Here is a 23,877-nt window from a genome sequence, read left to right on the forward strand (position 1 = left end):
TGAGCCACAGATAAACACAGATGAACACAGATCAGGAGAGGGAGACGCGAAAGCCGCATCCCGAGCGTCTTCTTTCAGGGGACGCCTCTTATCCGTGTTCATCTGCGTGCATCTGTGGCTCTCTCCTTTCGTCGTTGAGTTGGAGTCGCAACGCGCCTATCGTCAGCGCGCTCGTGCTCTCCCTCGCCGCGTCACTGGGTTCGGCGCTCGCGTCCGGGGAGAGGAGCGATGGAGACGCTCGATGATCCGTCTGATGCTGCTCGCGGCGGTCTGGCTCACAATCGCCGCCCATTCCCCAACCGAGGCCGCCGAAGCCCCCCGGCCCAATCTCGTCGTGTTCCTCGCCGATGATGCCGGGTGGGGAGACTACAGCCGCAACGGCAATACGCAGGTCTCGACGCCGAACATCGACTCCCTCGCCCGCGACGGGGTGACGCTCGACCGGTTCTTCGTCTGTCCCGTCTGCTCGCCGACCCGGGCCGAGTTCCTCACCGGACGGTATCACCCGCGGACCGGCGTCTACGGCGTCTCGACCGGCCAGGAGCGGATGAGTCTCGACGAGAAGACCATCGCCGATGCCTTCCATACCGCCGGCTACGCGACCGGGGCGTTCGGCAAGTGGCACAACGGCAGCCAGTGGCCCTATCACCCGATGGCCCGCGGCTTCGACGAATACTACGGCTACACCGCCGGGCACTGGGGGGAGTACTTCGATCCCCCGCTCGAGCACAACGGGCAGCCGGTCCGGGAGAAGGGCTACATCGTCGACCTGTGCACGAGCCAAGCCCTCGACTTCATCGACCGGAGCCGGGGAAAGCCGTTCTTCTGCTACGTCCCGTTCACGACCCCGCACTCCCCGTGGGGCGTCCCGGATGAGGACTGGCAGCGGTTCAAGGACAAGCCGATCGCGCAGCGCGGCACGCAGCCGAACCAGGAGGACCTCGACGAGACGCGGTGCGCCCTGGCGATGATCGAGAACCAGGACCGCAACGTCGGCCGCGTGCTGAAGTGGCTCGAGGACCTGGGGCTCGCGGAGAACACTATCGTTCTTTACTTCTCGGACAACGGCCCCAACAGCTGGCGGTGGAACGGCGGCATGAAGGGGCGAAAGGCGTCCACCGACGAAGGGGGGATCCGCTCGACCTGCTTCCTCCGCTGGCCGGCGAAGCTGCCGAAGGGCCGGACCGTCCCGCAGATCGCGGGAGCGATCGACCTCCTGCCGACGCTGACGTCGCTGGCGGGCGTGACTCGCGTCGGAGACAAGCCGCTCGACGGCCGGGACCTGACGCCCCTCTTCCTGACGGAAGACACGCTCTGGCCGAAGCGGATGCTGTTCTCCACCTGGGCGGGCAAGGTGAGCGTCCGGACCGATCGCCACCGGCTCGACAGTCAGGGTGTCCTCTTCGACATGCAGGCCGATCCAGGGCAGACCACGCCGATCACGGCACAGGACCAGGAGACGACGAAGCAACTCACCGCCGCAGTGAGCCAATGGCGCAAAGACGTTCTCGGTGAAGCCTCCGAACCGAAGGGAGCGCCGCGGCGCGAACGGAAGGGACCGGGGAACGCCGTCGATCCGCGCCCGCTCACGGTCGGCTACCGCGAGTTCCCCCGCACCTGGCTCCCCGCCCGCGACGGCGAACCGCGGGGTGGGGTCCGGCGGAGCTCCAGCGCGCCGAACTCTTCATACTTCGTCCACTGGACCTCGAAGGAGGACTCGATGGTCTGGCGGCTCGCGGTCCACACACCGGGCCGGTACGCGGTCGAGATCCTTTACACCTGTCCAGAAGCGGACGCGGGCTCGAAGGTCGAGCTCGCCTTTCAGGACCGGCGACTCGCAGGGACCGTCGCCCCGGGCTGGGACCCGCCGCTCTATACGAACCAGGACACGATCCCCCGTCCTCCGGCGGAGTCGCAGATGAAGGAGTTCCATCCACTGCGGCTCGGTGAGATGACGCTCCCCGCGGGCGAAGGGGACCTCGTCCTCAAGGCGACCGACATCCCCGGCGGCTCGGTCATGGATGTGCGGGCCATCACGCTGACGCTGCTCGGCGACTGAGAGATTCTGAAACAAGACTCTTGACCTCATGATTCGCCGGCGGCAGAATGCCTAAACTAATAGTTTAGTTGAAAGGGCCGATCGGAATGGCCGAAGTCAGTCCCAGCGAACGGGAGCTCGACATCCTCAAGGTCCTGTGGGACCGGGGGGAGTCGAAGGTCCGCGACGTACACGAGGCCCTGTGCCGCCACCAGCAGACCGCCTTCACGACGGTGCAGACGCTGCTGCGGATCATGGCGGACAAGGGGCTCGTCCGGCAGCGGATCGAGGGGCGGACCCTCTACTACGCTCCCCTCCACACGCGCGAGCAGGTGAGCTCGCGGTTCCTGAGCCGGGTCTTTGACGGGGCCCTCGACGAGCTCGTCCTCAACATGCTGCGGGCGGAAGACGTCTCGCCCGATGAGATGCGGGACCTGGAACGGCTGATCGCCCGGGCCCGCCGCGACAAACAGACTCCCCCGGAGTAGCACATGACCACTGCACAGTTGCTCGTGTTGACGTGGATGGAGTGGGCCGCCGCGGGAGCCGTACTGCTCCTCGTGGCGCGACTGGCGCTCGGTCGGATCACCCAGCCGGCCGACCGGATTCTGCTGATCCTGATGGCCTTCGGCACGGCGACGATGCTCCCCGTGCTGGCGATGCTCGCCCCGATTCCCGCCTGGCGGCTGGGGGTTGTTTCGTCCTCCCGCACCGAGGCGATCATCGCACCTGCGGTTTCGACGGACGTCCCGACCGCGGCCATGCCACGGTCGTCCGCGCCTGTTGCGGCTGCGCCCCCACAGCGGCCGTCCGCTCTCGATCACACCCCAGGCTCCTCCGTCGCGTCCCCCGCGGCGGTGAAGACGGAGACGAGCCGCCCCCGTTCTACTTTCGATTTGTGGTCGCTCGCGGCGGGCGTCCTGGTGACCGCCTACGCCGGGATCGCGGTCGTCTTCGCGGCGCGATGGATCGCCGGATCGATTCGCCTCCGGCGGCTCGTAAACGACTCTGCTCCGGCCAGCGACGAACTTCGGGCGATCTGGAACGAAGTCACCGCGGGCCGCGGCGCTTCGGTCGCGCTGCGGGTTTCGAACGATGTCGACACCCCACTCGCCTTCGGCTGGCTCTCTCCGACGGTCGTTGTCCCGGCCACGGTCGCCGCGGCGGACGCCCGGACGCTCCGGTTCTGCCTGGCCCACGAATGGTCGCATCTGGAACGGCGGGACCTCCCCGCGTGGGGTCTGGCGCGGCTCTGCCAGTTCGGACTGTGGTGCCAGCCCCTCTACTGGACGCTCCGCCGCGAGCTGCGGGTCTGCCAGGACATCCTCGCCGACAACCGGGCCGCCTCCGCCGGCGGAGATTCGATCGAATACTCCGAGCTCCTCGTCCGGTTCGCCCGGAACCGGATGGCGACTCCGCTCGCCGGAGCAATGGCGCTCCTCGATCGACCGAGCCAACTGACCCGCCGGGTGAAAATGCTCCTCGCCTCCGGACGCAGCCTGCGTCTCCGCTCGGGCGGACTGTTCCGCGCTCTCGCGGGGGCGGGGGTCCTGACGGGAGCGGTCCTGCTGAGCGCGGTCCGTCTCTCGGCGCTGCAGGCCGCCGACGGGCCCGAGAAGACTCCGGCCCCCGAGGCGAAACCCGAGACTCCCCCGGCGGAGAAGCCGAAAGACAAACCGGCCGAGGAGACGCTGCACTACGGCGGCGTGGTGGTCAGCAAGGGGACCGACAAAGGAATTCCGGGAGCGACGGTGACGGTCCGCCGGTCCAAGCTCACCGCACAGGAGAACTCGATCATCGAGGAGTCCCGCCACACGACGGACAGCGACGGCAAATTCCAGTTCGTCATCCCGCCGGAGCAGGTGGCGATCCCCTGGCTGTACATCGAGCTCGACGTCGAGCATCCCGACTACGCCGCGAAGAAGGGGCACGGCTACGCCCTCTCGATGATCCGCAAGAACGAGCCGCTGGGAGAGCGTCCCTTCTTCGAGAAGACGGAACTCAACCCCTCCGACCCCGTCACCGGAACGGTCGTCGATCCGGGCGGAAAACCTCTTCAGGGAATCAAGCTCCAGGGCTACTCCACATCCAACGCCGCCGATTTCCGGGAATACGGTTCCTTCACCGATACCGTGACCGACGAATCGGGCCGGTTCCGTCTCCCGATGATCAAAGGGGGCGTCGGCGTGATGTGGATCCTCCCCAAGGACTTCGCCAGCACCTCCCGGGCGATCCACAAGGATCGGGGCGAGCTCGGGACCATCACCCTGCGGCCTGGAGTGCGGACCGGCGGCCGGGTGATCGGCGTCTCCGGCGAGCCGGTGGCCGGGATCCCGGTGAACATCGAGTACCAGGGGGAGGGCAATGAGACCGTCAACGACCTCCCGGTCGCGACGTCGATCGTCCGCAGCGCCGTAACCGACAAGGAGGGACGGTTCGCCTTTGATCCGCTCCCCAGCGGTTCCTACCGCGTGATCCCGGACGAGCACCGCCGCGATCCGATCGACCGGGACCGGACCCAGTACAAGATCCCGGGGGTCTTCCTCCCGCTCACCGTCAAGCTCCAGGAAGGGACGGAGGCCGCTCCGATCGAGGTCCAGGCTGCGCCGCACGTCGTCTTCCACGCCCAGATCTATGACAGCAGCGGCAAGAAGTCGCGGGGGCATGAGTTCTTCCTGTTCGGCGAGATCGACAAGCAGTTCTGGTTCGGCCAGGGAAAACCCGACATGGAGGGGACGATCGCCATGGAGGTGCCGCACGGACTGCAGAACGTCCGGATTCAGCTCATGACCAACGAGCACGGGGCCTTGCGGTTCCGCCGCGGCAAAGGGAAAGAACTGGAGAACCGGAAGGACGACATCGAGTTCGGCACGCTGAACGAGGATGTCGAAGGCTTCGAGATCATCAAGTACAAGGCCCCGATCGTGATTGTGAAAGCGGTCGACGAGAACCAGGTCCTGGTCCCCGGATTCCGCGTGTCCGCCGCGTACCCGTGGGGACAGCAGCGGTACATCCTGGAAGGAGAACAGCGGTCGGACCTCTCCTTCGAGAAGCAGAACGACGGACGCTACCGGACCTCGCAGATGCTTCCCGACGAGGATGTGAAGTTCACCGTGGAGGCCGCCGGATACGAGACGGCGAGCGAGACGGTCCGGCTGCCGGAAGGGGAGCTCAAGGAGCTGGTCCTGACGCTCAAGAAGGCGAAGGAGGCCCCGGCCGCTGCTCCCGCGACGCCGCCAGCGGATGCCAAGCTCCCTCCCCCGAAGCCGGAGTGATGAGGTTTATGGAACTCCCGACGACCGCGTCTCGGGAGGGCGAGGCTCCCGTCGAGCCGCAGCGGTGGAAGAGGCGACCGTTCTCCCCAGCCGAAAGCTCTTCGTCGTGATGCGATTCATCGGGGAAGCGCATCAGCCCGAGGACAGATTGGACACGGTCAGGAACCTGCGCGGCTCAGCAGGAGCTTCGCCCTCCCGGGTTCGGCGATCCGTTTCAAATTCCAGAGTGACCAACGATGCCCGGCGCTCCCCTCATTGCGGCTCTGCTCGTCGGGTTCGTCGCGACGTGCCTGCCGTCGGTCAGTTGCGCTGATGACGTTGCCGTGCCAGCGGGCGCGTCCGCCGACGCGGAGGCGATCCGGACCGTCGACTTTGAGCGGCACGTCGAGCCGATCCTGGGACGGCTCGGCTGCCGCGCGGGAGCGTGCCACGGCTCGTTCCAGGGGAAAGGCGGCTTTCGACTGAGCCTCTTCGGCCAGTCCCCGACGGCGGACCACGCCGCGATGGCGGGGGACCGCGGCTCGAAGCGGGTGATCGTCGAGACGCCGCTGGAGAGCCTGATCCTGGCCAAGCCTTCGGGGCGAATCGAGCACGAGGGGGGGCTGCGGCTCCCCGCGGACTCCTTTGAATATGAAGTGCTGCGGCGATGGATCGCGGCTGGAGCGGTCCATGTCTCGGGACGAGGCGAACTCCGCGAGCTTCGGCTGGAACCGGCGGTGAATGGGCCCCTGAAACGGGGAGAGTCCTTCGGCCTCCGAGTTATGGCCAGCTTCCTCGACGGCGAGACCGAAGAGGTCACCCGCTTCAGCGAGTTCCGCAGCCGGGACGAGACCGTGGCCACGGTCGACGGACGCGGGACCGTGAACGTTGTCGGACACGGCGGGACGTCGGTGCAGGCGACCTATGGAGGCCGGTTCGCCCACCGGTCGGTCAGCGTCCCCTGGCCGACCGCTCAGCCGCTCCCGCCGCGCGCCAAACCGGCCAACCTGATCGACGTCGAGATCGACCGCCGGCTCGATGAACTGGGACTGGCGGCGAGTCCCCCCGCCTCCGACGATGAGTTCCTGCGGCGGGCGACGATCGACCTCCTGGGGACGCTCCCCGCTCCCGCGGACGTGCGGGCGTTCCTCGCCGATCCGAGTCCGCTCAAGCGGTCGGCGGCGATCGACCGGCTCCTGGCCGATCCGCGCCGCGCGGTCGTATGGGCGTCGAAGATGTGCGACGTCACGGGCTGCAACGTCGATACGATGGAGGAACCCGCCGCGCTCCGCCCCAAGCGGGCCCGGATGTGGCACGACTGGTTCCGCCGCCGGTTCGCTGACAATGTCTCGTATGACGAACTCGTTCGCGGCGTGCTCTGTGCGACGAGCCGCGGCGGAGTGCCGATCGGAGACTGGGTCGAGCAGGAGGCAGCGCGGCAGGCGGCCGCGGAATCGAAGTTTGAATCGGACTACGCCGAGCGCGATTCGCTCGATCTCTACTGGCGGCGGCTCCGCGCCGAGGGGACCTTCTCGGTCGAGGACCACGCCGAACTGGCGGCGTCGGCGTTCCTCGGCCTGCGGCTGCACTGCGCCCGCTGCCACCATCACCCGTACGACCGCTGGTCGCAGCGGGACTTCGCCGGGTTCGCCCAGACGTTCTCCCGCATCCAGTTCGGCAGCTCGACGGAGCTCCGGACCGAAGTGATGCGGCAGCTCGACCGCCGCCGCCAGGCCCGCGCGGCGGGGGAATCGCTCCCGCCGCTCGTGCGGGTCCAGGAGGTCTATGTCGCGGCCACCCCCTGGCAGCTCGTCGACGCCGCGGCCCAGGCGGATGCACCGCCGCAGGCTCCCGGAGGTCCGCTCCTGGCGGAGTCCGCGGATCCGCGGGAGGACCTCTGGCGGTGGCTCGTCCGCCCGGACAATCCGCTCTTCGCCCGGAGCTTTGTGAACCGGGTCTGGGCGAAATACTTCGGGACGGGCCTCGTCGAACCGGTCGACGACCTGTCCGCTTCGAACCCCGCCACGCACCCCGAGCTGTTCGACCGGCTGGCGACGGAGTTCGTTCGATCCGGCTTCGACGTTGCGGCGCTGGAGCGGCTGATCCTCTCGTCCAACGCCTACCAGCGCTCGTCGCGGGCCGTGGACCCGTCGCGGCCGGCCGGTCCCTGGCTTGCTCACGCGCCCGTTCGATCGCTCCCGGCCGAGACGCTCCTCGACGCGCTGAACGCCGCGCTGGAGACCACGGAAGACTTCGGTGCCGAAGTGCCGCCGGGGAGCACGGCCCACGAGGTCGCGCCGAACCGGCTGGCCGACGCGCGGAGCCAGGCGCTGTTCACGCTGCTGGGACGCGGCGACCGCCGTTCGCTCTGCGAGTGCGACCGGGAGAGCGGCCCCTCGATCCGGCGGTCGATTTACCTCCTCAGCGACGAACGGGTCCTGACGAAGATCCGCGAGGGACGTCTCGCTCGGCTCCTCAGCGCCAGCCGCTCCGACGACGAGATTCTTGACGAAATGTTCCTGGCGACACTGTCGCGGCAGCCCAACTCCGGCGAGCTCTCGTTCCTGCGGAGCGAACTGGCCGCGGCGGCGGACCGCCGGGAGGCGCTGGTCGACATCGTCTGGTCGCTCCTCAACACCCGCGAGTTTTCCACGAATCATTGACGCGTCGATCCGGCCTCCTGGCCGTTCTTCGGCGTCCGCTCCCCCTGCGAGGGCTTCGATCATGTCTGGAACCTTCGGCCTGTGGTCTCCCGGAGAGCTGCGTCCTTCCCGGCGGAGCTTCCTCCGCATCGGCGCCGCTGGACTGGCGGGGCTGACGCTCGGCGAGGCGCTCCGGGCGGAAGACAAACCGGCGACCGCATCTCCGCCGGCCCGCAACGTGATCATGCTCTTCCTGACCGGCGGGCCAACCACAATCGACATGTGGGACATGAAGCCCGAGGCTCCTGCGTCGATCCGCGGGGAGTTCCGGCCGATCGACACCTCGGTCAGCGGGCTCCAGATCTGCGAACACATGCCGCAGCTGGCGAAGGCGATGCACCTGGCGACCCTGGTCCGCTCCGTGACCCATACGATCGCGGAGCATACGCAGGGGCAGCGGTACCTTATGACAGGGAATGCTCCTTCGCCGGCGGTCGAGTCCGCTTCGCTCGGCTCGCTGGCAAGCCACCTCATCCGGGACCGGAAGGGAATCCCGCCGTATGCGACGCTGGGGGATGTACCGGCTGCCAACTCCGGCGATCTCGGAGCCGCGTTCAATCCGTTTGCGATCCCGTCGCTGGAGCGGATCATTCGAGGAAAGGACAAGGAGGACGAGGCCGGCGGGGCGGAAAAAGGGGGGAGCGACCGGATCGGTCTGCCGGAGGGGGTGACGCGGGAGGATTTCTTCCGGAGGCTCAAGATTCGCGATCGGCTCGATCAGCGGATGGCGGGAGGGGCGGCGGCGGACCTGGCCGGACAGCTCGACCGGTTCCATGCGGAGGCCGTCGAGATCCTGCGGTCGGACGCGATCAACGGGGCGTTGCAGATCGGCCAGGAGGGGGCTGCCGTTCGGGAGCGGTATGGGGAGTCGGACCTGGGGCGGCGGATGCTGGCGGCGCGGCGGCTGGTGGAGGCGGGGGCACGCTTTGTCACGATCGGATTTGGAGACTGGGACACGCACCTCAACAACTTTTCGCGGATGCAGCAGTCGCTGCTTCCACAACTGGACCGGGCGCTGGCGTCGCTGCTGACCGATCTGGAGGAGCGGGGGCTGCTGAAGGAGACGGTTGTCTACTGCACGGGGGAGTTCGGGCGGACTCCGGCGGTGAATGGCAATGCGGGGCGGGACCATTGGGCACGGACGATGACGGCCCTGGTTGCCGGCGGCGGGTTCCGGCGGGGGATTGCCTACGGCGCGACCGATCGGGAGGGGGTAGAGCCGACGAGCGGTCCCTGTTCCCCAGATGACTTGAGCGCGACGATCTTCCGGCAGCTCAGTTTTGGTCCGGCGCATCTGGCGACGACTCGGACAGGTCGGCCGATCCGGATCTTCCCGGCGGGAACGCCAGTGGAGGGTTTGATTGAGGCTGGTGTCTGATCGGTCAATCAATCCCATCGCCCCACGACCACGCCGATGCGGCGGGACGCTGGTATGCTGGAGAGCACGAGTCGGACCTCGGTAACCACCCGTTCTCCTCCGTCCCGCCATGACCGCTTTTCGAGTTCTCATTGCCGTCGGCCTGGGCTTCTTCGCCGCTTGCGGGATCCTGGCCGACGAGCCGGCTCCCCTCGGCCCGATCCGCGACCATCTTCAGCATGGACGCTACGAGCAGGCGAACGAGGCGATCGAGCGTCTCATTGCAGTAGACCCCGCTGCCGCCGACCGGGACGAGATCGTTGAGATCCGCACTCGCCTCCTTGTCCAGCAGGACCGCGTTGACCAGGCCCAGTTGCTCCTGAAGACCGCGGTCGAGCGTTCGCCAAAGGAGGTCCCGCTCCTCGCCCGCCTGGCCGAAGTTCAGTTCAGCGCCGGCCAGTTCTCTGAAGCGGGCCGTTCGGTCGACGCGGCGCTGGAACTCAACCCGGAGGACCGCCGCGCGCGGCTGGTCCGCGCGAACCTGAAGCTTGAAACGGGCCAGGTCGCCGAAGCGATCGAAGAGTTCCGCTGGTTCGTCACCTTCTACAACCGGATGCAGCCCGAGGATCCGGAGACACTCCTGCTCGTCGGCGAAGGATCGCTCCAGTACGCCCGCCTCAAGTCCGTCAGCCCGATCTTCAACTTCGTCCTCAACACGCTCTGCCCCGACATCCTCAAGGCCGACCCGCTGCGGTGGGAAGCCTCCGTCCTTTCCGGCCGACTGCTGTTGGAGAAATACAACCGGTCCGAAGCCAGAACGGAGTTCGAAGCGGCCCTGGCGATCAATCCCCACTGCGCCCCGGCCCTGGCGGGACTGGCCGAACTGGCTCTGCAGGACTCGAACCTCGAAGAGGCCGAGCGCCAGGCCCAGGCTGCCCTCAAGGTCCATCCGAACCTTCCGGAGGCGATCGCCGTGCGGTGCGACGTCGCTTTCCTCAACGACCAGCCGGAGCAGGCCCGGCCCCTGCTCGAAGCCGGCCTGCGGCACAATCCCTCGCATCAGGGACTCCTCGCCCGCCGGTCCGCCTGTGACCTGCTGGAGAGGGAGAGAGCGCTGCCGCCGATTGCCGAATGGAAGGCGCTCCTGGCCCGAGCCCCGGACGCGGCCCGGGAGTCTTCTTCACCCCCGGCCCCGTTCGCGACGACGTGGCGGGAGCTGCTCGCCCGCAATCCCTGCCCGGCTCCGTATCTCTCGGACCTCGGGGAGATCCTGGAAGCGGAGCGGCAGTTCGAGCATGCCGAGGCGTGTTACGACGCCGCAGTTCGCCTGATGCCGGAGTTCGCGGCGTCGCGTTGCCAGCTTGCCATGCTCTACCTGCGGACCGGGCGGACCATCGAGGCGGGCACGCTCCTCGACGCGGCGTTCAAGGCGGACCCGTATCATGTCCGCGTCAGCAACCTTCGTAAGGTCGTCGGCGTCCTCAAGGAGTATGACACGGTCTCGACGGACCATTTTGTGATCCGCGTCGATCGGTCGCAGCGGGTGCTCGGGGAGCTGGCGGCGGAGCAGCTCGAAGCGGCGTACCCGGAGCTCGTCCGGCAGTACGGCTACGAACCGCCGCTGCGGACGCAGTTCGAGATCTACGCCAAGGCCAAGGGGCAGTCCGCGCACGCGTGGTTCAGCGCCCGGATGACCGGCCTGCCGTGGATCCAGACGATCGGGGCCTCGACGGGCCGCGTTGTCGCGCTGGCCTCGCCGCTCGATTCTCCGGAGCCGTTCAACTGGGCGGTCGTCCTCAAGCATGAGCTCGTCCACGTCATCACGCTCCAGGCGACGGAGTTTCGGATCCCCCACTGGCTGACCGAAGCCCTGGCGGTGAAGTCGGAGGGGGTGCTGATCCGGGACGACTGGCTGCCGATCCTCGCCGAGCGGTACCCGGACCGGCTCTACCGCCTCGACACGATCAACAGCGGCTTCCAGAAGCCTCGCCAGCGGCAGGACTGGGACCTCGCCTACTGCCAGAGCCGACTGTACCTCGCGTTTCTGGAGAAGACCTACGGGGCGGATGTCGTTCCGCGAATGCTGGCTGCCTATCGCCAGGGGAAATCAACCGGCGAAGTGCTGCGGGAGACACTCCAGACGAGCCCCACGCGTTTTGAATCCGAATTCGTCCGGTTCGTGAAGGAGACGATCGATACCGAAGGGGCCAGCCGCGAGACCCCGCGCCCGACCCTCGCGGCCGCGAAAGCCGCCTTCGAAGAATCTCCGGAGCAAGCGAACGCGCAGGGGGCCTATGCCTACGCGCTGTTCGTCAACAAGGAGGCGGCGGAGGGGCTGAAGCGGGCCGAGCTCGTCCTGCAGAAGGCGCCGGGAGAACCGTGGCCGGCCCTCGTGGTGGCGATCGCGAGACTGCGGGAGAAGCAACCGGCCGAAGCTCTGGAAATCCTCAAAGCGGCAAGCGACACGCAGCCGACCAACTCCCACCTCCTGCTGCTCTACGGAAGCCTCCTGCACTCCGAGGAGAAGAGCGAGGCGGCCACCCAGGTTCTGGAGCGGGCCAGGACGGCGTTCCCGAAGAACCGGGCCGTGCAGGAGGAACTGGCTGAGCTCTATCAGGAAGCGGACCGCATGACCGAGGCGAAATCGCTCTGGGAGGAACTGGCGGCGAGTGACTACGACGACGTCGAACCGCGGAGGACGCTGGCGGAGACGGCGTGGCGGGAGGAGGACGCCGAAGCGACCGCCCGCTGGGCTCGCGAGGCGCTGATGATCGACGTCGGTAGCGCCGGACTGCATACGCTCCTGGCCCGCGCGGAGTCCCGCCGCGGCCGACATCGGGAGTCGGCCCGCGCGTGGAAGAGCGTTCTGTGGCTCGATCCGCGGCACACGGAGGCTCCGCTCGAATCCGCCAGGGAACTGATCGCCGCCGGAGAAACCGGCGAAGCGCGAGAGGTCCTCAAATCGCTCCTGAAAGACCAGCCGCGTCACAAGGCCGCGAGCGAGCTGCTCCGCCAGATCGACGAAGGGGCAGCGGGCGATGCCTCGCGACGCTGACGAGCGGCGCGCCGGCCTCCGCTTCCCCTCGCATCGTGGCCGATGGATTTGATCCGAGGTCGAAGTCCCGCCGTATCCCTCCAGACGGGGAGACATTTTCCAGGGAGCTGCCATAATTCGGCCTCCGGGAGCGCCGCGTCCATACCGGTCGATCCCCGCTTCCCGGTCCCTCCGTGAACGACTGACAGCATCCGAGAAAGCTGCCGCGTGTTTCCCTCCTCCGGCTCGTCCGACTTCGACCTGCGATTCAACCTGTTCGGGATCCCCGTGCAGGTCACCCCCATGTTCTGGCTCATGGCGGTCATCCTGGGGCTGCCCTATCTGCAGGAAGCGGGACCGCTGGCCCTCGTCACCTGGGTGGGGGTCGTGTTCATCTCGATCCTGGTTCACGAACTGGGACACGCGCTCGCGGCACGCAGCGTCGGACACCATCCCGCGATCCAGCTCACCTACTTCGGCGGGCTGGCCTACTTCCAGCAGTTCCGGCTGACGCCGTGGCGGCTGGTCTATATCTCGGCCGCCGGTCCCGCCGCCGGCTATGCGCTGTACCTGCTCTGCTACAACCTGGCGATCTACGGCTACATCCCCGTCAGCATGACCGTTCAGCAACTCGTGACGGTCAACTTCTACTGGACGATCTTCAACCTGCTCCCCGTCTACCCGCTCGACGGCGGCCAGATCCTGCTCGGCCTGACGCAGGCCCTGCTGCCGCGCTTCTCGCCACAGATCACGCACGGCCTGGGAGCGATTGTCGCCGCCATCATCGCGATCTTCGCCTTCCGTTCCGGCGACATTTTTCTGGTCGTCATGTTCGCGATGTTCGCCATGCTCAACATCCAGATGCTGCAGAGCCGGAGGATGTGGTGAGCGAGCCGGTCCCTCTCGCCGTGATCTACTCCACGTTCGGTTCGGCCGACGACGCCCAGCGCGTTGCACGAACCCTCGTCGAGGAGCGGCTCATCGCCTGCGCGAACGTCGTGCCGGGAGTGACGTCGATCTACCGGTGGAAGGACGAAGTCCACGCCGACGCGGAAGTCGTCTTGATCGCCAAGACCCGGGCGGATCTCGTGGAGCCGGCGATGGCTCGCCTCGCAGCGATTCATCCGTATGACGTCCCGTGCATCACGTCGTGGCCGCTCTCGCAGTGCCACCCCGCTTACGCCGACTGGGTGCGGGCCGAGACCTCCTGCTGACGCCCCCGCGAGCGGGCTACCCCTGCACGGGACCGTCGAGAATGAACATCGTCGCGGTCGCTAGGCCGACGAGCTGCCCTTCGGCCGTCCGGATTTCGCCCCGGCAGACCATCGTCCGCTTGCCGCGATGCTCGACGTGCCCCCGGGCAAACAGCGTATCGCCGACCTTGGCGGTCCGGACGTAGTTGATGTTGAGCTGCCCCGTCACGAGATCCTGCGTCTCCGGCAGCATCGAGGCTCCGGCGAGACCGCAGGCGGAGTCGAGCAGCGTGGCCGTGATCCCGCCATGCAGGATCCCCCCGGTCCGGCAATGCTCCGGCCGGAGCGTCAGCCGCAGCGTGACGTTCCCCGGCTGGAGGTCCCCCTCGCTCATCTCGACCCCCAGAAGATGCAGGAAGGTCGTCGGCGGCCCCTGGATGCTGGCAATCAGGGGATTGGCGGGGATGTTCGGATCGGGCATGGAAGCGGAAACCGCGGGAGGGAGGCGGAGAGGAGGAACAGAGGAGCGAGAGGGGACGGCGAGGCTGCGGGCGGTTGTCAAACCGACAAACGGCTGGTCGGTCACCGCCAGGAAACCGGCCCGGACGGCCGTTCGGCGGGTTCCGCCGGTCCGTCACAGATTACCGCGTCGGCACGTTCACCGGCAGGTCGCCTTGGCGCAGAAGCGGCTGGAGCAGATCGCTGGGAACCTCAAGGAAGAACTGTTCTATTCATGGCCTCGCGAAAACCTGCTATGACCATGCTGGCGCAGAATTTGCCCGCATTGGCGGCGGGCGTGGGCATCGAACCTCGCGCCCGGGGCGGCAGGTGCCGCGATCAACGGATGGACCGGCCCGGATGGGCGGAGTTGCAATGTCTGCTTCGATTCGTCTCGTCCTCGCTCTCCACAACCACCAGCCGGTCGGCAACTTCGACGGCGTCATCGACGCCGCCTACCTCGACAGCTACGGACCGTTCCTCGACCTCCTCGAGGAATTCCCCGAGATCCCGATCTCGCTGCATACGTCCGGCTGCCTGATGGAGTGGCTCGTCGCCCGCCGGCCCGAATACATCGAGCGGCTGCGGACCTTTGTCCGGCGGGGGCAGATCGAGCTCCTCGGCGGACCGTTCTACGAGCCGATCCTGGCCTGCATCCCCCGCCGCGACCGCGTCGGCCAGATCCAGCTCTACAGCCGCTTTCTGGAACAACTCTTTGGCGTGAAGGTCCGCGGGATGTGGGTCCCCGAGCGGGTCTGGGAACCGAGCTTCGCCGGCGACATCACCGAAGCGGGGATCGAGTTCACCCTCGTCGACGACTCCCACTTCAAGGCGGCCGGCCTCCACGAGGACAAGCTCCACGGCTACTACCTGACGGAGGACGAAGGCCGGCTCCTCAAGATCTTCCCGGACAGCGAGAAGCTCCGGTACACGATCCCCTTCGCCGAGGTGAACGAAACGATCGACTATCTCCGGGCCCTCTCGGAGAATGTCTCGAACGCCGTGGCGGTCTTCGGCGACGACGGCGAGAAGTTCGGCGTCTGGCCGGGAACGCGGGAACACGTCTTCGAGAAGGGCTGGCTGCGGTCCTTCTTCGAGGAGCTGCGGGAGAACCGCGACTGGCTCCGCACGATCACGCTCGGCCAGGCGGTCGACGAAGTTCCCCCCCTGGGCCGGGTCTACCTGCCGAACGCCAGCTACCGCGAGATGACGGAGTGGGCTCTCGATACCGACCAGCAGATGGCGTATCGGGAACTCGTCGAGCAGCAGGAGAAAGAGGTCAACTGGGTCCAGCTCCGGCAGTTCGTCCGGGCCGGGTTCTGGCGGAACTTCCTCGTCAAGTACCCCGAGAGCAACGAGATGTACTGCCGGATGCGGGAGGTGAGCGACCGCATCGCCCGCGCGGGGACCGACGGGACCGCCCGCCCGGACCTCCTGGCCCAGGCCCAGACCGAGCTCTTCCGCGGCCAGTGCAACTGCCCCTACTGGCACGGCGCGTTCGGCGGCCTGTACCTCCCCCACCTGCGGAACGCGATCTACCGCCACCTCATCGCGGCCGACACGCTCCTGGAGCAGGTCGACGGCCGGACCGGCCGTTGGGTCGACATCACCGCCGAGGACTACAACCTCGACGCCCGCAAGGAAGTCCGGCTGGCGAGCGACCGCCTCGTCGCCTACTTCGCCCCGGCCCGCGGCGGACACCTCTATGAGCTCGACCTCCGCTCCACGCAGGTCAACCTGCTGGCGACGCTCAACCGCCGCCCCGAGCCGTACCACGCCAAGGTGATCGCCGCCGCGGAAAAGCAGAAGCAGGTCCAGGACGGAGACATCCTCGACCTCAACGATCAGGTCAAGTTCAAGCAGCCCGACCTCGACCAGAAGATCCAGTACGACACCTGGCCCCGCAAGAGCCTCGTCGACCACTTCCTGCAGCCCGGCCTTCCGCTGGAGGACTTCCAGCGGGGCCGCGGCGAGATCGGAAGCTTCGTCCAGGGGGTCTATGAGACCCGTCTCCGCCGCTCGGACACGCGGGTCGAAACGGTCATGACCCGCGAAGGCTACATGGGCGAGCACATCGTCCGGGTGACCAAGACCGTCGGTCTCGACACGACGCTCGGGAGTCTGCTCGACATCGAGTACGTCCTCGAAAAGCTGCCGGTCGGCGAGCGGATCCACTTTGCGGTCGAGTTCAACTTCGCCGCGATGGCCTCGGGGGCGGACGACCGCTACTTCTACGGTTCGACCGGTCAGCAGATGGGCCAGCTCCAGACGGTCCACGACCTCGAGGAGCAGGACCGCATCGGCCTCGTCGACGAGTGGCTCGGCGTCGACGCCTCGCTCGACCTCTCGCAGCCGGGCGGAATCTGGACGACGCCGATCCAGACCGTCAGCCAGAGCGAAGGGGGCTTCGAACTCGTGCACCAGAGCACGGCGGTGATTCCGCACTGGAACTTCGTGGCGGACGAGTCAGGCCGCTGGAGCGTCCGGATCCGGATGACCCTCGACACCTCGGCTGCCCAGGCCCGCATGCTGGCGACGGCCGGCGTCTGATCGTCCAGCCTGACCGCCGAGCGGAATCGCAACCTTTCAAGCACAAGAGGCCCGGCCCCCAGAAGGGGACCGGGCCTCTCTCATGTTGGTTCGGTCTTCAGGCGGCGGCCAGTCTCCGAGATCGCACCCGTTACGGGCAGCCGCCATCTTGACTATCCGGGGACGTGGCCGAACGACGGACGCCCCTTCTTCTCGCTCACCTTGCCGAGCTGTCGCTCCAGCATTTCGATCAGGCGGTCCAGCGTTCCGTTCACCGCCTGCATGACCGCGGGGGCTTGGAAGGAAACTGCGTAGGGCTTCAAACCGCCGATACGGGCTTCCATGAGACACCGCTTGTCGTCTCCGACCTCCTTCTCGCCATTCTCGTCGGCGAGGTGCACCTCGACGCGCGTGACCTGGGGCGAGAACCGGCTGAGTGCGGAGGTCACGGTCTGCTGAATCTCTTCCACGAGTCCGGCATGGGCCGCGATGTGACGATCGGTGCTGACCTGAACAAGCATCTCTTCTCTCCTTCCAACAACACGGAACGGAATCCGTCGCAACGGTCACAGATGACCGCAAACGACGTTCCAGACTTCGTCTTCGAGGGTTGGGCCTTCGAGGAGGAGCGACACGCCGATGCCCGGTTGCCGCTCCTGTGAATTGTACGGGGTGGCCGGGGCGGTGGATCACAGAATCGGGGGCCTGTGGGGGCCATTCTGCAAATCGGAGCGGGCCGATGCTGGTGTCTCAGACATCTCGTTGCCGGCGCGGCTCTGCTACCTCAAACCCAACGTGCGACGGCAGTCGGGTCAAGGGGGCCTCGACCCCTTGCCGCCGGAGGCACTTCCATGAGGAACCGTCGGACACAACGGACGTCCGCTTGGTGTCACCGGCGTTGAGGACTCACGGCCCGCTTTGCGATCCCGGCGGGGTGGTGAGGGGGGCATACGACACGTCGTCCGCGCTTGGGCACTCGCTCCTTCAGAACGATCGAGACGAGACGGGCCTCCGGCGGGCAAAGGGGCCTTGCCCCCTTGCATCCCCCACCAGGGGTACCCCCTGGACCCCGGTTCAGGGGCAGCGTCGATCGTCTGCCACCTCGGTGCTGACAGCGGCTGCTCGGTTGCCGATTCCGACCGCCCGTTCGACAATCGCCCATACTCCACTCCACACCTCCCTTCCGTCACGACGCGCGCCATGCACTCCGAATACGTCGAACGACTCGTCAACCTGATGCAGCCGGAGCGCAACGCCATCCTCGGAATGACGCAGGCCGAAGCCGAAGAGCGGGTCCGCTCCGGCAATCCCGCCCGCGTCCGCGAGATCGATGGCCACTTCGCCATCGTCACCAAGGACGGGAAGAGCGTCCGGATGGCCCGCTCCCTCGGCCGTCCCATGCGGTACTTCCTGGCCAAACGATCCGAGGGACCCTGCCTCATCGTCGCCGAACGGATCGACGAGATTCACCGCTTCCTGCAAAGCGAAGGGCTCGACGGCCAGTTCCACCCCTCCTACACCCGCATGGTCCCGGCCCACCACCTCCTGGAACTGCAGCTCATCGGCTGCCCCGACCCGAATCCCGGCCTCACGCGGTTCTTCGTCCCCGAGCGGAACCGCCTCTCGTCCGACCTCGACGACATCGGCCGCCGCTACATCGGAGCCCTGGCGACCGAAATCAACCGCTGGCTCGACCGCGTCGAACCCCGGGCCCCCATCGGCGTCCTGTTCTCCGGAGGGATCGACAGCGGAGCGGTCTTCCTGGCGGCCTATCACACGCTGCTGAAGCGGGGCGAATCGCCCGCGCGGCTCAAGTGCTTCACCCTCACCGTGGAGGGAGGAGCGGACGGCGATCAGGCCCGCACCTTCCTGAAGGAACTGGGACTCGAGCTGTTCCTCGAGACCGTCGCCGTTCCGCCAACGGCGCTCGACTTCCGCGAAGCGATCCGGGTCATCGAGGACTACAAGCCGCTCGACGTCCAGGCGGCCACGATGGGACTCGCCCTCTGCCGCGAAGTCCGTCGCCGCTATCCCGAGTGGCGATATCTCATCGACGGCGACGGAGGAGATGAGAACCTCAAAGACTACCCGATCGAAGACAACCCGGAGCTGACGATCCGCAGCGTCCTGAACAATCCGCTCCTCTATCACGAGGGCTGGGGAGTCGGAGCAGTGAAGCACTCGCTGACCTACTCCGGCGGCCAGAGCCGCGGCCACGTCCGCTCCTCCGCTCCTCCGGCGGCGTTCGGGTTTGAAGGGTTCAGCCCGTTCGCGCTCCCGAACGTGATCGACGTCGCCGAGGGGATTCCGTTCATCGAGCTGACCGACTGGAGCCACGAGAAGCTCTACTCGCTCAAGGGAGAGATCGTCCGCCGCGGCGTCCGGGCTGTGACCGGACATGAAATGCCGGTCTACGAGAAGCGCCGCTTTCAGCGGGGGGCGGTCGCGGACTCGCTGTTCGAGGGCCTCTTTCCCCGCGACGAACTCACGTACCGCCGGGCCTTCGCGGCGCTGTACGAGTGACACGGCCGGTGGAACATCGTCCGATGAACGCGGTCCGATCGAAACCGGTCGGACGAGGAATCTCTCCGTCGACCGTGCCCGCTCCCCGCTACACCACCGAGCAGATCCTGGCCGCGCGGGGAGACCGGAACGATGTCGCGGCCGACCGCCCCTATGCGTTCTTGGTCGAGCGGGAACGGGCGGCAAGTGGCGACATTGTCGACGTCGCGACGCTGTTCCTGACGAACCGCGAGTGCCCGTTCCACTGCCTGATGTGCGACCTGTGGAAGAACACGACGCAGGAGTCCGTTCCCCCGGGCGCCATCCCGGCCCAGATTGACCATGCTCTCTCGCGTCTCCCGCCCACGCGACACATCAAGCTCTACAACAGCGGCAACTTCTTCGACCCGAAGGCCATCCCCCACGAGGATCACGCGGCGATCGCCGACCAGGTCCGCCGCTTCGATCACGTGATCGTCGAGAACCATCCGCGGCTTGTCGGCGACGAGGTCCTGCGTTTCCGCGACCGGATCGCGCCGGCCACGTTCGAGGTCGCGATGGGACTCGAAACGATCCACCCCGAAGTGCTGCCCGCCTTGAACAAGGGGATGACGCTCGACGACTTCGATCGGGCGGCGGAGTTTCTCCGATCGAACGGGATCGCGGTCCGGGCCTTCATCCTGCTGCGACCGCCATTTCTCTCCGACGATGAAGGGCTCGACTGGGCCCTGCGATCGATCGACCATGCGTTCGCCGTCGGCGTCAGCTGCTGCTCGGTCGTCCCGACTCGTGCCGGCAATGGCCTGCTTGAGGAACTGCAGCACCGCGGCGAGTTCGCCCCTCCGTCGCTCCAGTCGATGGAGCGCGTGCAGGCCGAAGGGATCGCCCGTGGCCTGCGGCTCCGACCGGAGGATGCCCGAGTGTTCCTCGACACCTGGGACCTGGAGCGGTTTGCTCCCTGCCCACAGTGCCGCGACGCGCGGCGGGCCCGGCTGGAGACCATGAACCGGGAGCAGGTTGTCCTTCCTTCCGTGTCGTGTCCTGGCGACTGTCTCCTCCACTCCTGAAACCTGTCGATGACACCGGAACCGTTCGATATCGCGATCCTCGGCGGCGGCTTCGGCGGAACGATCACCGCCCTCGTCCTGCACCGGCTGGGCTTCCGCGTGATCGTGATCGACCGCGGCGTTCATCCGCGGTTCGCGATCGGTGAGTCCTCGACCCCGATCGCGGACCTGGTCCTCCGCGATCTGGCGATCCGGTACGACCTCCCGCGGCTGCTGCCCCTCGTCAAGTACGGAACCTGGAAGGCGGCCTACCCGGACGTGACGTGCGGCCTCAAGCGCGGGTTCTCGTACTATGAACAGCCCCAGGGGGAGCGGTTCGCGCCGCGGGAGGATCACGCGAACGAACTGCTCGTCGCGGCCAGCCACGACAATGCCCGGTCCGACACCCACTGGTTCCGGGCCGACGTTGACGCCTTCCTGGCCCGCGAGGTGACCGACGCCGGCATTCCGTACCTCGACCGGACCGAGGTGACGATCGGAGCCACGGGACCATGGCTCCTGATGGCCCGCCGCATCGGCGAAATGAGACCGATCACGGCGCAGTTCCTGATCGACGGAACCGGAGATGCGGGAGTCCTCAAGGGCTATCTCGGGCTCCGCGATCAGGCGGAGCGGCTCAAGACGCACTCACGGGCGCTGTTCGCACACTTTGCCGGTGTGAAACGGTGGGGGCCGCTCATCGAGGAACGGGGCGCGAACGTCACCGACCATCCGTTCCCGACCGACGACGCCGCCCAGCACATGGTCCTGCCGCGGGGATGGATGTGGCAGCTCCGGTTCGATACCGACGTCACGAGCCTGGGGTTCATGCTCGACACGCGGCACGACCCGCTCGACACGTCCCTCTCCCCCTCCGAGGAATGGGAGGAATGGCTCCGCCGCTTCCCGTCGATCGCCGACCAGCTTGCAGGGGCGGCGCTCGTCGATCCTCCCGGCGGACTGCGGCGGACGGGACGGATCCAGCGGTGGATTGATCGGGCCGCGGGGCCCGACTGGGCGCTGCTGCCCCACAGTGCGGGGTTTATTGATCCGCTCAACAGCACCGGGATCGCTCACACGCTCTGCGGGATCGAGAAGCTGGCCCTCGCCTTCGAAAGATCGTTCGGCAAACCGGCGCTCGCCGATGAGATGGCGACGTACGCCGAAGCGGTCTCCCGCGAGATCGAGCTCATCGACGAACTGATCTCCGGCTGCTTCGACGCCATGCCGCACTTCCCCGCATTCGTCACGTGGTCGATGGTCTACTTCGCCGTTGTCACCAGTTACGAGCATGGCCGTTCGATGGGGGAGATCCCTCCCGGCACGCCGTTCCTCGGCGCCGACTCGGAAGCGCGGTGGAGCATGGTCCGAGGCGCTCGCCAAAAACTGATGGACCGGCTCTCTCGCATCGAAGACAAAGCGAGCGAATCATCAGCGCGCTCAGAAGCCGACGCATGGTTGAGTGAACATGTCTGCCAGGCGATCGCCCCTTACAACATCGCCGGGCTCTGCAATCCGCAGGTCAAGAACATGTATCGATATACGGCGGCCGACAAAGGGTGACTAGCGCGCGAACCACGTCCTTTCTTGAGAATTTGCGAGCCGATTTGATCCGCCGCCCCTGACGCCCCGTTTATGGCGAGATCGTTTTTTTCGGGCCATCGAAGGATCGAACGGGATGAAAAGGAATTCGGGGCCGCGGCGTGACTGGTGCCGCCCCCTTCTCGCGATCTCCAGTCGCACGAGTCGATCATGAGGGTGGAATTTCTGGGAGCGGCGTTTCTGGACGAGGCGAGCGGCCGAGGACTGGCCGGCGTCGCCGGGGTGCTGGCGGGGAGTCTGATCACCTGGGCGGTCGCCCAATGGAAGCGGCGTAAGGAGCGGCAGTCGGTCCTCTCGGGGAACGCGCGGGACTCGGTCGTCATTGCGCAGCACATCGTGGAGTCGGAGGAGCGCGAGTTCCCCGACGGCACGAAGCGTCGCGTCGCACGGACCATGCGGATCCGCTCGCTCGGTCAGGAGCGGTTGTCGGCGGTCATTCCCAACGGTCACCTGGCATCGATCTTCTCGGAACGTTCGGAAGAAGTGACGATGTCCGATCCCCTGATCTCGATGGACGGGGTCGAGGGGACGTTCCTCCTCGAAACGCTGACGAACTTTGTCTGCGACCGGATCGGCAACGAGCCGTTCGATCACGACCAGTACGTCATGACTCCCTGCTGCGAACCGGCCGAGCTCGCCCAGCATCAGCCGATCACGATCCTGCTGGTCTCCCGTTCCGACCTCGAGCTGTTCGAGTCGTTCGAGACCTGCCGGGAGGTGCAGGTGGAGCACAGCTCGGACGGCGCGCGGATCCTGACGCTGATGACGATGGCGAGCCAGTTCCGCGAAGAGCAGAAGGTGATCCGGCAGCGCCGCGCCGAGGGAGAGAGTGTCCGCTTCGCCGAGACGATGTACCTCCTGGACCTGGCGCTCGACCGCCGGGCCGCGTCGTTCCCGTCGAAGTCGGTCCAGTGGCAGCGGTACGAGGCCCTTCTTCCGGCGACCGCGTCGCCCGATCGTTCCGCCGTGTCGGCCGAGCCAGTGGCCATCTGACGGCCGAGGGATCGGAAGCGGGATCGGTGGTCAGCCCCGGCGTTCGGCCTTATTCTCGAACGCCGGGGTCTTTCCTCCCCGTGGCTGTCCTTACCTCATCGTGGCTCCGATGTTTCCCAAGCTCACCGGCCTGATTGCCGCCACCCACACCCCGTTTCATGACGACCGCTCGCTCAACCTGGACGTGATCCCGCGACAGGCGGAGCACCTCGCCGCGGCGGGAGTCTCGGCAGTCTTTATCTCCGGGACGACCGGCGAGTCTCACTCGCTGACGGTCGAGGAGCGTCTTGCCCTCACGCGGCGATGGACGGAGGTGGTCCGCGGCACGCCTCTGAAACTCATCGTTCACGTCGGGCATAACTGCCAGGCGGACGCGACGGTGCTCGCCGGCGCGGCCGGCGAAGCGGATGCGATCGCGTCCCTGGCGCCGTCGTTCTTCAAGCCGAAGAATGTCGACGAACTGGTCCGCTACCTGGAGCCGCTCGCCCGCGCGGCGTCCGACATCCCCTTCTACTACTACGACATTCCTTCGATGACCTCCGTGACGCTCCCGGTCACGACGTTCCTCGAAGCGGCCCCGGCGCGGATTCCGAATCTGGCGGGAGTGAAGTACACAAACGCCGACCTGATCCAGCTTCAGGAGTGCTTCGCGGCGGCGGGGGGGAAATTCGACATCCTGTTCGGGATCGACGAAATCCTGCTCGCCTCGCTGGCCTTCGGAGCCCGGGGTGCGGTCGGGAGCAGCTACAACTTTGCCGCACCGATCTATCGGAAGGTCATGGCCGCGTTCGAAGCGGGGGATTGGACGATGGCGCGGAAGGAGCAGGCGCGGGCGGTCGCGCTGATCCGCCTGCTGGTCCGCTATGACTACCTGCCGGCGGCGAAGTTCGTGATGTCGCTTCTCGGCGTTCCCGTCGGGCCGGCCCGCTCGCCGCTTCCCGACCTGGGACAGGAGGCGAAGACCCGGCTGGAGCGGGAGCTGCACGAAACGGGACTGTGGGACGCGCTGCGGGCCTCCTGAGACGCGTGGATCGCGCGAGTCGCGGCGGTCGACCAGAAGAGACGGGCGTGTCGGTCGAGACCTCGCGGACAAGACCGCATCGCCCCGACACGTCTCCCGCGCCGGCAT

General features: G+C 67.0%; 16 protein-coding genes. 14 read left to right on the top strand and 2 right to left on the bottom strand.

The features are described from left to right. Positions 1-241: 241 nt before the first annotated feature. The 8 genes from VT03_RS05990 (at position 242) to cutA (ending at position 13,599) form a co-directional block, all read left to right on the top strand. A complete protein-coding gene (locus VT03_RS05990) occupies positions 242-2,059 on the top strand; it encodes an arylsulfatase (RefSeq protein WP_075092153.1) in 1,818 nt (605 codons plus the stop codon). 86 nt (positions 2,060-2,145) lie between these two features. After that, positions 2,146-2,526 carry a BlaI/MecI/CopY family transcriptional regulator gene (locus tag VT03_RS05995; protein ID WP_075092154.1) on the top strand — a complete coding sequence of 127 codons (381 nt, stop codon included), beginning with the start codon at positions 2,146-2,148 and terminating at the stop codon, positions 2,524-2,526. Positions 2,527-2,529: 3 nt separating this feature from the next. Beyond that, the gene (locus VT03_RS06000) at positions 2,530-5,313 is read left to right on the top strand and encodes a M56 family metallopeptidase (protein ID WP_075092155.1); all 2,784 of its coding nucleotides are present in this window, start codon (positions 2,530-2,532) and stop codon (positions 5,311-5,313) included. A gap of 236 nt (positions 5,314-5,549) precedes the next feature. Next, a complete protein-coding gene (locus tag VT03_RS06005; RefSeq protein WP_075092156.1) occupies positions 5,550-7,955 on the top strand; it encodes a DUF1549 and DUF1553 domain-containing protein in 2,406 nt (801 codons plus the stop codon). A 61-nt stretch (positions 7,956-8,016) separates the two neighbouring features. Then, positions 8,017-9,372 carry a DUF1501 domain-containing protein gene (locus VT03_RS06010; RefSeq protein ID WP_075092157.1) on the top strand — a complete coding sequence of 452 codons (1,356 nt, stop codon included), beginning with the start codon at positions 8,017-8,019 and terminating at the stop codon, positions 9,370-9,372. A 109-nt stretch (positions 9,373-9,481) separates the two neighbouring features. Beyond that, complete coding sequence (locus VT03_RS06015; RefSeq protein ID WP_075092158.1) at positions 9,482-12,406, top strand: tetratricopeptide repeat protein; 2,925 nt, start codon at positions 9,482-9,484, stop codon at positions 12,404-12,406. Between the two features lie 207 nt (positions 12,407-12,613). Further along, complete coding sequence (locus tag VT03_RS06020) at positions 12,614-13,273, top strand: metalloprotease (RefSeq protein WP_075092159.1); 660 nt, start codon at positions 12,614-12,616, stop codon at positions 13,271-13,273. Next, a complete protein-coding gene (gene cutA / locus VT03_RS06025; RefSeq protein ID WP_075092160.1) occupies positions 13,270-13,599 on the top strand; it encodes a divalent-cation tolerance protein CutA in 330 nt (109 codons plus the stop codon). Before VT03_RS06020 ends, cutA begins: the two co-directional genes overlap by 4 nt. A gap of 16 nt (positions 13,600-13,615) precedes the next feature. On the opposite strand, the gene VT03_RS06030 is transcribed toward cutA, so the two are convergent. Then, positions 13,616-14,059 carry a PaaI family thioesterase gene (locus VT03_RS06030; RefSeq protein WP_156514321.1) on the bottom strand — a complete coding sequence of 148 codons (444 nt, stop codon included), beginning with the start codon at positions 14,057-14,059 and terminating at the stop codon, positions 13,616-13,618. Positions 14,060-14,451: 392 nt separating this feature from the next. On the opposite strand from VT03_RS06030, the gene VT03_RS06035 reads away from it, so the two are divergent. Continuing rightward, on the top strand, positions 14,452-16,626 hold the full coding sequence (locus VT03_RS06035; protein WP_075092162.1) for an alpha-amylase/4-alpha-glucanotransferase domain-containing protein: 2,175 nt from the start codon (positions 14,452-14,454) through the stop codon (positions 16,624-16,626). A gap of 152 nt (positions 16,627-16,778) precedes the next feature. Here VT03_RS06035 and VT03_RS06040 read toward each other — a convergent pair whose 3' ends face one another. Continuing rightward, positions 16,779-17,126: an HPF/RaiA family ribosome-associated protein gene (locus tag VT03_RS06040; protein WP_075092163.1), complete on the bottom strand. Its 348-nt coding sequence runs from the start codon at positions 17,124-17,126 to the stop codon at positions 16,779-16,781. 679 nt (positions 17,127-17,805) lie between these two features. On the opposite strand from VT03_RS06040, the gene VT03_RS06045 reads away from it, so the two are divergent. From VT03_RS06045 to VT03_RS06065, 5 genes are all read left to right on the top strand, one after another. Further along, positions 17,806-19,128 (top strand): asparagine synthase-related protein, encoded by a 1,323-nt coding sequence (locus VT03_RS06045; RefSeq protein ID WP_075092164.1) that lies wholly within the window; start codon positions 17,806-17,808, stop codon positions 19,126-19,128. Positions 19,129-19,202: 74 nt separating this feature from the next. Next, on the top strand, positions 19,203-20,174 hold the full coding sequence (locus VT03_RS06050; RefSeq protein ID WP_075096950.1) for a radical SAM protein: 972 nt from the start codon (positions 19,203-19,205) through the stop codon (positions 20,172-20,174). A 9-nt stretch (positions 20,175-20,183) separates the two neighbouring features. After that, positions 20,184-21,716 carry an NAD(P)/FAD-dependent oxidoreductase gene (locus tag VT03_RS06055; RefSeq protein WP_075092165.1) on the top strand — a complete coding sequence of 511 codons (1,533 nt, stop codon included), beginning with the start codon at positions 20,184-20,186 and terminating at the stop codon, positions 21,714-21,716. A 189-nt stretch (positions 21,717-21,905) separates the two neighbouring features. Continuing rightward, entirely contained in the window at positions 21,906-22,748 is an 843-nt protein-coding gene (locus VT03_RS06060) for a hypothetical protein (protein ID WP_156514322.1), read from the top strand. Positions 22,749-22,857: 109 nt separating this feature from the next. Then, a complete protein-coding gene (locus tag VT03_RS06065) occupies positions 22,858-23,769 on the top strand; it encodes a dihydrodipicolinate synthase family protein (protein WP_075092167.1) in 912 nt (303 codons plus the stop codon). The last annotated feature ends 108 nt before the right edge of the window (positions 23,770-23,877 follow it).

Source organism: Planctomyces sp. SH-PL14 (assembly GCF_001610835.1).
Lineage (GTDB): Bacteria > Planctomycetota > Planctomycetia > Planctomycetales > Planctomycetaceae > Planctomyces_A.